The sequence below is a fragment of the Mesorhizobium sp. CA14 genome, from assembly GCF_020165195.1.
GTDB lineage: Bacteria > Pseudomonadota > Alphaproteobacteria > Rhizobiales > Rhizobiaceae > Mesorhizobium.
Genome location: NZ_JAIUHR010000044.1, coordinates 22,943 through 30,125, shown reverse-complemented (window position 1 = coordinate 30,125; position 7,183 = coordinate 22,943). Strand labels below are relative to the sequence as shown.

Sequence of the window (7,183 nt, the reverse complement as noted above, 5' to 3'; positions counted from 1 at the left end):
CAAGAAGCTCGCTCTGCGCCAAGCCGCATGACCAGCCTCGTGGCCGCCCCTTTTGCAGAACTTGACGCACACAACCGCGCCTTTGGCTAACCGACGGAACCGTAGGAATGGCGGCCATGTGCAAAGCGAACGTCGGCGGGCCTATATCTTCATCGCCGCTCCGGCCTTCGCTATTATGCTTCTACCTAGGCGGGCCTAACCGGCACCGGCCTGATGTCCGACGGTTCTCGCCTTGTGCTTGAGAGATTGCCCGACGGTGGCGCCAAACTAGCCGCGGAGCGGTCAGAGTGGCAAAGGCGAGCGGCTCGACCGACAAGCTTTGGCAAAGCCAGCCAAGAGCAAAGGCAAAGAGCGCACAGCCCGTTGATTGCCGATCCTTGCCCGTTATGCACCAGCTCAGGCGATACGCCATTCGCGGGCGAGTGGTGATAAGCTGCGAGGACCGTCCCGTCTGCATCGACGAATTGGCGTCGTCAGAATCTGGAGTCGCCGCCCGGGCTGCGCCTGACCAGGTATGTGACTGGGGTCGGCGACCTGATCTTCGCCAAGGTCACAGAATGGAAGGCATGATCGGCCCTTTGCGGTCCGCTGCCGTGGTGCGGACAACGGGCCATTGGTGCGACGGGGGGGTGCTGTCCCGTCGACCAGGAGACACTGCTCTGGATAAGCGGAACCCAATTCAACTGGATTTCCGGATTCGCAGGATAACTGGCCCTGTCATAGGCAAGGCCTCCACCATTTGTCCGGCGATGCGCGCCTCGATCACAGCAGAAAGAGTTCGAGCACTTTGCGATTTTTCTTCTCAGAACTTGATTTTTCGGTACAACGAGTCGCAAGAACCAAGGTTGTTTAAGAAGATGGGGGATATCCACAGCTTGCCGGAGTTCCGCCGCCAGAAGGAGCGGGCGGGACGGATTCGTTTCCTCGAAAGAGACGAGGAAGCGAGGCTGTTCGCCGCGATCAGGAGCCGCAGCGAGGATGCCTACAGACTCTCCGTCTTCCTGGTCGATACCGGCTGCCGCCTCGGCGAGGCGCTCGGCCTGATCTGGAATGGCATCCAGGACCACCGGGGCAGCCTCTGGATCACAAAGTCTGGCCGCAGCCGCACCATCCCGATGACCGAACGGGTCAAAGAGGTGGTCAAGCTGCCGCCGAACACGGAAGGGCGCCGGCCGAAAGGCCCGTTCGCCATGCTGACCCAGGCGCAGTACCGCGCCATCTGGAACCAGGCGAAGGCGGAAGTCGGTCTTGGCGCCGACGAGCAGGTGGTGCCGCATATCCTGCGTCACACTTGCGCTTCACGTCTCGTCCAGGGTGGCATTGACATAAGGCGCGTCCAGATGTGGCTGGGTCACCAGACGCTGTCGATGACTATGCGTTACGCGCATCTGGCGACCAATGATCTCGACGGCTGTGTCATGGTGCTGGAGAAGCCGCGCCCGCCACAGGCCCCGGCGCTTGCGTCCCTGCTGACTACACCTGCCAAAGCTCCTCGCAACGAGAGCGGAGTGGTCGAGGTGCGCGGCAAGAGCTCGAAGGCGTGATCTCGTCAACCCTCAAATAGGCGTGGAGCCGCGGGCAGCGCTTGTGACCATATCGACTTTTCGCTCCAGAAGGAGATCCAGGCCGCTCTGCCCGCCGAAATCGGACCGTTGCGTCACCAGCCATAGCCAAGCGGTGCGCTGATCGCCGAATATCGAAATTATTTCCGCAATCCCGCTGAGCGGGCGCCCGTCAACGAACTGCTTCAAAGGGAAAACTGGCTTGCTGCTCGTTCGAGAGTTTATCGACACCACCTCGTTGCGTTTCTGCCATCGATAGAGCGTGGATCGTGGTATTCCAAAGTACCTTTCTATCTCAGTAGGTCCTGCTACTGGGCCAGCCCAATCATCGGCTAATTCGATTGTAGCCTCAAGCGATAATTGGGGAGGTCTCGCGCGGAATTTGCTTAATCGCTTATTGAAAGTCTTCGTGGTCTCGTCAATCAGACCACTAACAAAATCTGTCGCATATTCCGAAAGGTCCTCCTCAATTGTCTTAAAAGAACGCTGGGTAGCTTGAGTCTGCACAACAATTTGAGCAGCAATAACCGCAGCCAACCTTGATGCAGTGCGGACGGCAGGCAAACGGATGGTTGGATCATGCTCTTTCAGCATTCTCTGAACTTCAGAGTACAGTCGAGCTTCAAGGTCCTCGCGGCGCGTAAGTTTAACGTTGTGAACTGCTCTGGCTAGACGGCGCCTAGTAACCATGTCCCTGCCCCGAAACTCGAAGGATGTAACAACGATCGCACTGCCGCTCTTTCGGATCAACGGACGACACCGAGTCAGGAAACGCGGCGAACATCAGCGTAGGTGGAGGACATTGGAGCATGGCAGAGACCGGGGAAAAAGGAGTTTGTTGCTACCGCGGCGGCTAGAGGGGTGCAAGATTCTTCGTGTGCATGGAGGTCTAGATTCCGGTTGTCGCTTCGCTAGCCAAGAGAGATGAGCAATCGATTGCCGCCTGCCTCGGCAAAGCACCTCAAAACTCGACCCGCCGCGAAGGCCATACCACCCAAAGCTGCACCACCGAAAGCCAAGCTGCAGCCCAGCCCGCGCAATCAGGCTGACGATATGCTGTCGAGGCAGGCGCTTGAGCTGCAAAAAGCCGATCAATTGCCGGACGACGAGGAACTCTGCCTCAAAGTTCTGGCGCGTACGCCAAACCATCCTTTGGCTTTCTACACCCTGGAACCCTCGGCATCGGATACGACAACGAGAAGGCCTTGCGGTACTTTGCCCGTGCGGTCGCGGAAGAGCCGCGAAATCCCTATTACCACCTTAGCTTCGGTGAGGCCTACCTGAAGCTTAGCGAATTCACGCTAGCAATCAGGCACATTCAGCAGGCCTTGGCATCGAAGCCGGACCTGGTGGAAGCTCTTTGCGCCTTGGGCGCTGCGTACAATTCCTTTGACAAGGGAGAAATGGCGCTGCCGCTTTTTGAGAGGGCGCTCAAGATCGAACGAGATCACCCTCTGGCCCGGATCGGGCTGCCTCGCGCGCTCATAAGCGTCCGACGCATGGACGAAGCCGCACTCCATCTCAAGAGGCGATAGGACGGCGCATCGCGGTGCCCGCAGCCTATGGAAGAATTACGAGAGCGAGACCCAGCCCCTGATCGAAGCGTTGGGGCGAACTAGCCGATACCTGACCTTAAGTTTCTCATGTCAGTTCGGCGAACTATAGCGCCGCAGCAGTCTGATCTGACGACCATTCTGTTCACAAAAAACCCGGCGGTTGCCCGCCGGGTTTCCCTGTCCCAGAAATATCTGGCCTTAGAAGTCGCGCTGGAAGCGGAGCAAGCCGCCGACGCTGTTCTTCTTGGTGCCACCGGTCCAATTGTAGAAGTTTCCGTCGAAATTGCCAAACTTGCCGACATGCGAGTAGTCGACTTCGGCCGTGACCGTGAAGCCAGGAACGACGGTGTAGGCAACGTTCGCAGCGACGCCGATATTCTTCCACTGATCGGCGGAAACCTGCGCGTTGAACGAGGCCTTGTCGCTGAACTTGTAGGTGCCGCCGCCCCACACTGCCCAGCTGCCGCCCCACGGCTTGTAGAAGCCGCGGCCGCCTGCATAGTCGTGGTAGCTCGTATCCTCGAGGTGGCTCTTGTTGCCCCAGCCGCCCATGATGAACAGCGAGAACGCTTGGTTGATGTTCACGTCCAAACGGACCTTGCCGGATACCGATTCGTAGTTGCTGTCGTAAGCAACGACGCCGGTGACGGCGCCCCAGCCTTGCGTCCACTTCAAGCCGCCGACGACGTGCGGAACATAGGAGTCGATGGTACCAACGCCGTAATAAGTGAAAGAGCCGGCGTTAAAATGAGGGCCTGGCGTGGCAGCAGAGCCGCCGCCCGAGCCTTCTTCAAGCGAGACTATGGCCGAGAAACCATTGCCGGCATCGAAGGTGTACTGCACGACGTTGGTGTCGAAGCCGCCGTAGGGGACGAGCGTGTCCTGGATGACGTTGCCGGCGTAGCCGATGAACGTATCGAAGGCCGATTCATCCTTACCGACGCGCAACCCACCGAGCTGGATCCAGGCGAAGTTCAGCGAGATCCCAGTGTTCTCAGCGACGTTCGGGTCGAGATCGGCATTGTGGTTTTGGAAGTTGATGCGGGTCTCGGTGTAGGTCTTCAACGTGCCGAGCTCGGTCTCCTGGCCGGTCCAGGTCTTCATCGAGAAGCGAGCATGCTTTTCAAAGGTACCCTGGTCCTTGCCGTCCTTGACGTCGTGGCTGCGAGCACCATCGAACGATCCGATGTCACCGACGCCGATGTCGTAACGGATGTAGCCGCCGATGCGCAGGCAGGTCTCGGTGCCCGGGATGTAGAAGTAGCCGGCGCCGTAGACGTCGCAGATCTTGACGTATTCGGCCGGTTCCGGCTCGGCGACGGTCACCGCGTCGGCGGCGCGGGCGCCGGAAACTGCGATCAGGGCCGCAGCTGAGCCGAGCAGAAGGCTCTTGATGTTCATTTTCTGACCTCCAGTCAAAAGTTAAAAAACGGGTCTGGGTATTTTTTGCTGAAGGACAGCGTTCCCTGCCCCATCCCCACTACCGAAAAAGATGCGCACCGCGCCGCTCCTTCGAAGCTGACATTACCCATGAGCCGGCGCCGTTCAACCACGATCGTACAGGCCAGGGCTCCCTCGATGTTCTATGCCTTGCGTGTGTTGCAGAAACGTCACGATTTTGCCTCACTCCGAAAGTTCTCGTTAACCATTGAGGTGTGCGACGGTTGAATCCGACAATCATCGCGTGAATTGCCGCAGGGTCTCCGAGTCGCCCAGGAGGCCCTCGCGACAGAATCGGCGCCTGGCCTACTAAAACCTCGCCGATATGGCCCCGTTTGTTGATTGTGCCTGCGCCTTTCTTTATCAGCGCTGTCACGGAGAGGTGGCCGAGTGGTCGAAGGCGCTCCCCTGCTAAGGGAGTAAGCTTCTCGTGGGTTCGAATCCCATCATTGGATTCTAAGATTCGCTGGAACTGGCTTTCGCGATTCTGAAGGCCATAGCGCTCCAACCTTCAAATCAGCGGCGGACCGACGCTCGTGGTGGTCGTCCAGAATCGCGGACTTTGCCGTACCACGCCGTCGCTCATTTAACTGCCCCCATTAGCTCAGCGACGATATCGCTTGGCGTGCTATCGGAACAAACACGCCAAGGGCCAGCAACATGCATTGGGTTTCCATGCCGTGGGGGAATGGCAGTAATTTCACGCAAGCAGAGGTCAGCAATTTGACGCTCAGCGCGGTTTCGTGGCAGCACAGCGCGGCCTGCCTTTAATTAGCCACACCATCAGCACGTCTGATCCGCCGGGATGCGGATTATTTCGGGGTCAGTGACGGTACTGCTCGGTCGGGGATTCGCCCTCAGGGACATGCGGCGTCGTGGGGTTTGTCGGACGCCGCAATTCTCACTGGCATCGCCGGTGCTACCAGGAGCTACGCGGCTTAGGCTCCTCGAAGGACGGCCGGTGCAGCCTGGGACTGGGGAGATATCAGCGGACCACACCGGCCAGGTGCGGGATTGGCGGTGTGTAACCCCGCGCTGCTCAAGCTATAGGCACATTAGCAGTCGCTCAATTACGGCCGGGAGTTTATCCACCGGAGTCTAGACTAGCTGCTGTTGTTGCCTTTTGGCCTTGCGATCCTTGGGCAGATCCGCTGGCGCGAGGTTGACCGTCACCTTCTTCGTCGGCATCGATAGGCCCGAGGCATGGAGTGCTGCCGGCACGCGCTCGCGGCTTTCGGCCAGCGCCTTGTCTGCAGGCTGACGGTCTGCATGGCGACCTTGCCCGGTGCGATCATCACCTGGACATCGACCGGCAAGGCCTCGATCGCAAGAACATTACGAGAAGGGGGCGCCGTCTGATCGCGATCTTAGGCAGAGATGGTACACAGTCCGGAACCGCGCGCCCAGTATGGTCAAGCCATCGGCGCCGTGCCGCGCCGCTCAAGGGCGGTGTTGCGGATGATTTCCGCGATTTCCGGGCTGCTGCCGCATAGCATCTGGAAATCCGCCGAGTGCAGCGACAGGAGTGAGACCACCGTTGCAGCGCTGACGGTCGTCATACGCGGTTCGCCGGTGATCAGCGCCATCTCGCCGAAGAAGGCGCCGGGGCCAAGCTCCACCGGGTTCGGCGTCGCGACGCTGACGCGGCCCTCCACGACAAAGAACATCTGATCACCGGGCTCGCCAATGCGGCAGACCACCGCGCCCGCCGGCACCGTGCGGGGTCTTAACGCGCGCACGATCTCGACCAGCACGGCCGGGCCGAGCTTCTGAAACAACGGTACGGCAGCAACCAATTGCCAATTCCGGACGAAATCACCGCGACGGACTTCTTGATAGAAGCCGGTGGCAAGAATGCCGGCCCAGAGCGCGAAGATGCCGATGCCACTCATCATGACCGCCCCGGAAAGGACGCGGCCCGCGAAGCTTTGCGGAATAGCGTCGCCATAGCCAGTAGTAGACAGCGTGACCACCGCCCACCACATTGCCTGGGGGATGCTGCCGAACTTTTCCGGCTGGATGCCGCGCTCGATGACATAGCCCGCGAGCGCGACGCCGAACAGAACGACGCCGAAGAGCGTGGTGACGCCGATCAGATTGCGCGCTTCGTTGGCCAGGACTCTGCCCAGCACTGGGAAGAAAGTCGAGTCGCGCAGCGGTTTCAACAGCCAGACAGCACAGTAGAGGCTCCGGTCGGGTGTGCCGACGAGCAGAAATGCCGCGAGTGGAATCAAAACCGCGAGCACATCGATGGCGATTGCCGGCGTCCTGTCCCGAACGTCTCCTTCCCGGCGCTTGAGCAGCGTCGCGACCATTTGCACAAGATAGGCGCCCCAAATGACGGCGAGCAGGGCAGCCAGAGCCACTCTGCTTCGTTCGGACATGTCCGGTACCGTGAGGGCAGCCACCGCCAGAAGCCCAGGCGCGGCCAGCACCGCGTTGAGCGGCGCGTAAATTCGTAAGATAGGCAGTACCGACATTCTATGCCCACCAGCGGCTATAATTTCCCAAAATAGAATGCCTTCGAGGCAAGCGCAAAGGCGCGTGTGGTCGCTGCGATATGCATCACCAATGGTGAACTCAAATGTCTGGGATTGCTTCGCGACCGGACACGACCGACAAGAA

4 protein-coding genes and 2 pseudogenes are annotated in these 7,183 nt (G+C 59.6%); 2 read left to right on the top strand and 4 right to left on the bottom strand.

Translation table 11 applies throughout. From position 1 onward, the window contains the following. Window positions 1–854: 854 nt before the first annotated feature. Window positions 855–1,544, top strand: a pseudogene (locus tag LB565_RS28685) (site-specific integrase); the annotation flags it as partial. A 12-nt stretch (window positions 1,545–1,556) separates the two neighbouring features. Here LB565_RS28685 and LB565_RS28680 read toward each other — a convergent pair. Then, window positions 1,557–2,156 (bottom strand): hypothetical protein, encoded by a 600-nt coding sequence (locus LB565_RS28680; RefSeq protein ID WP_224589444.1) that lies wholly within the window; start codon window positions 2,154–2,156, stop codon window positions 1,557–1,559. 611 nt (window positions 2,157–2,767) lie between these two features. Between LB565_RS28680 and LB565_RS28675 the strand changes: the two genes are divergently transcribed. Then, a complete protein-coding gene (locus tag LB565_RS28675) occupies window positions 2,768–3,097 on the top strand; it encodes a tetratricopeptide repeat protein (protein ID WP_224589443.1) in 330 nt (109 codons plus the stop codon). Window positions 3,098–3,316: 219 nt separating this feature from the next. Here the strand turns inward: LB565_RS28675 and LB565_RS28670 are convergent, their stop codons facing one another. From LB565_RS28670 to LB565_RS28660, 3 genes and pseudogenes are all read right to left on the bottom strand, one after another. Continuing rightward, on the bottom strand, window positions 3,317–4,519 hold the full coding sequence (locus LB565_RS28670) for a porin (protein WP_224589442.1): 1,203 nt from the start codon (window positions 4,517–4,519) through the stop codon (window positions 3,317–3,319). 1,173 nt (window positions 4,520–5,692) lie between these two features. After that, window positions 5,693–5,883, bottom strand: a pseudogene (locus LB565_RS28665) (magnesium chelatase domain-containing protein); the annotation flags it as partial. Window positions 5,884–5,970: 87 nt separating this feature from the next. After that, complete coding sequence (locus LB565_RS28660) at window positions 5,971–7,038, bottom strand: cyclic nucleotide-gated potassium channel (protein ID WP_224589441.1); 1,068 nt, start codon at window positions 7,036–7,038, stop codon at window positions 5,971–5,973. Window positions 7,039–7,183 lie beyond the last annotated feature (145 nt).

What these genes read in the sequence shown, in the direction of transcription:
- LB565_RS28660 (WP_224589441.1), bottom strand. Translation starts at nt 7,038, where the DNA reads ATGTCGGTACTGCCTATCTTACGAATTTACGCGCCGCTCAACGCGGTG.
- LB565_RS28670 (WP_224589442.1), bottom strand. Translation starts at nt 4,519, where the DNA reads ATGAACATCAAGAGCCTTCTGCTCGGCTCAGCTGCGGCCCTGATCGCA.
- LB565_RS28680 (WP_224589444.1), bottom strand. Translation starts at nt 2,156, where the DNA reads ATGCTGAAAGAGCATGATCCAACCATCCGTTTGCCTGCCGTCCGCACT.